The organism is Novosphingobium sp. AP12 (genome assembly GCF_000281975.1).
GTDB lineage: Bacteria > Pseudomonadota > Alphaproteobacteria > Sphingomonadales > Sphingomonadaceae > Novosphingobium.
This window is the reverse complement of sequence record NZ_AKKE01000115.1, coordinates 1-1879: the sequence shown is the minus strand read 5'-3', so window position 1 is coordinate 1879 and position 1879 is coordinate 1. Positions and strand designations below refer to the sequence as shown.

General features: G+C 54.1%; 2 protein-coding genes. One reads left to right on the top strand and one right to left on the bottom strand.

Translation table 11 applies throughout. From position 1 onward, the window contains the following. Positions 1–298: 298 nt before the first annotated feature. Positions 299–853, bottom strand: coding sequence for a hypothetical protein (locus PMI02_RS15560; RefSeq protein ID WP_007684531.1), 555 nt, complete (start codon positions 851–853; stop codon positions 299–301). A 518-nt stretch (positions 854–1371) separates the two neighbouring features. On the opposite strand from PMI02_RS15560, the gene PMI02_RS27205 reads away from it, so the two are divergent. After that, positions 1372–1848 (top strand): hypothetical protein, encoded by a 477-nt coding sequence (locus tag PMI02_RS27205; protein WP_157222546.1) that lies wholly within the window; start codon positions 1372–1374, stop codon positions 1846–1848. Positions 1849–1879 lie beyond the last annotated feature (31 nt).

Sequence of the window (1879 nt, the reverse complement as noted above, 5' to 3'; positions counted from 1 at the left end):
TGCCACCCCCCTGAGCAATTACCCGATCCGGGCAGAAATCGCTTCGGCAATGTCGAGTGCGCCGATGCGCGAAAGCATTGTCATAGCGTGACCTTATCAACGGTCGGCGATGACCGCTATGGGGCGTAAGCTGCCTTTCCGCCCTCGGGAACGCTTTTTGCGATCGTGAACGGCAAAGAAGGGTGGCGAGCGGACAAGCAGGTTTCGGCCGACCAGATAACCTATTCAGACATGTGTTCATGACGACATGTTGGCGGCTAATCCAGTCCAAGCCAGCATACGGTCAAGTTTGCATTTCTTATGGCTTCGTTTCCATCGGCCGTCGGACGCAAATATCGATTACCTCTGTAAGCCCAGTGATCCGATTGTTTGCCTTTTCAAGTTGTCCGCTGTCCTTGACGGCGAACATCATCCAACCCTTCACGCCGTCTTTCCCCTCAGGAAGTTCGGGCACAGGGACCGGCTTGGCCATGCTGCTCTCCAGCACTGGCTTGAAGCAGGTCATGATCGTTTCACGTGTTGCGTTAGGGTCAAGCTCAGAAGGCAACACGGAGCGGCCGGTAGCAAGGCCAGCGGCTAGCTCCGGAGGTATCTCTACGGGCGAGAGCCTTGAAACGATCGCAACTGCCCACCTGCGGCTAGGCACTGAGCTAGATTTGTCGGACAGAATATTCATCGCGAGCGCGACATAATCCTTGTCAGTCGCGGTACGTGAGGCGCTATAGGAAATGAGCGCGACGACGATCGTAGCAATCGCCGCCCCAATGGCTGTTATCGCTGGCAGCCACCTAAAAAGCATTATGCCCACGCCTCGTTCGGTCGCGGCTTGTTCGATTTCGGTCAGTTCTGTCATGATTTATCCCGAAATAACGAACAATAAGCCCGTCGAAAAATGTCAGCTATCGGGAAGATTAGATGCCGGCGCGAACGTCCGCAACGGAGCGGTCGCCGCCTGTCCGGATTTTCGCGTCTGTGGGGGTGGAAAGGGCCGTTGACGACGCGATGCTCGGCGTTAGGCTGAAGGTATATGGTGTTTGCCTGACATGCCAAACGTGCGCAGTTGAATGCCCGCCAAGAGGAAAGGCAAAAAAGGATCTAGACGATGAAGGCACGATCAAATTTGGCCTTACTAATTTGGTGCTCGTTATCCATTATTATATTGCTGCTTGGGGTCGCGTATGCTGGCGGATTTGCAAACGTGTTTGTTATGCCTCGGCACGCAGATTTTCTTTCGATAGCGCTGTGGTTTATGTCTTGGGTTATTTTGATTTTGCCTCTCCCATTGATCGTTCTTCGAATTTGTCGAATGCTCTTTAAGTAGATGCTACCGCCGCCCGAGTTACGGACGTCCGCTTTGCGGGCGGAATCGGAATGGCGCAGACTGGCGATTTTGGGTGGCTAGCTGCCGTTCGTGTTCGCAAGACCACCAAAAATCTCAGCGTGAAAAACCATCTTCGGGTCTCGCATCCAAGTACTGTTTTCGTCGGTTTCAAACCTGGCGAGTTGGGTCATGTCGATGCCATACCGCCGACAGAACCCAATGACTTCCCAAAGGTCATCATCGGTTGGAAAACGGCTGAAATCTACAAACAAATCGCGGACTTGCCCGCGATACGCTTGGACGAAGGACATGCGATCAAGCCATTCGAAAAAAGCTCGCTCATCCGCGTCGTGATAAAACAGGACATCGGTGGCAATGATTTGAAGCGCGTCAGCCATCCGTTTCTGCTGCCAGTAAAGTCACCGCACTGCAATGTCCGTAACGGGGCGTCTCCCGCTGGTCCGCTTTCCCGGTTAATTATTGCAAGGCAGTCATCCGGTTCCGGGGACCGGCTTGCCGTCGCCTGACGACTGGAAGGGTGATGGGGTGGACGCCCCC

What these genes read in the sequence shown, in the direction of transcription:
- PMI02_RS15560 (WP_007684531.1), bottom strand. Translation starts at nt 853, where the DNA reads ATGACAGAACTGACCGAAATCGAACAAGCCGCGACCGAACGAGGCGTG.
- PMI02_RS27205 (WP_157222546.1), top strand. Translation starts at nt 1,372, where the DNA reads ATGGCGCAGACTGGCGATTTTGGGTGGCTAGCTGCCGTTCGTGTTCGC.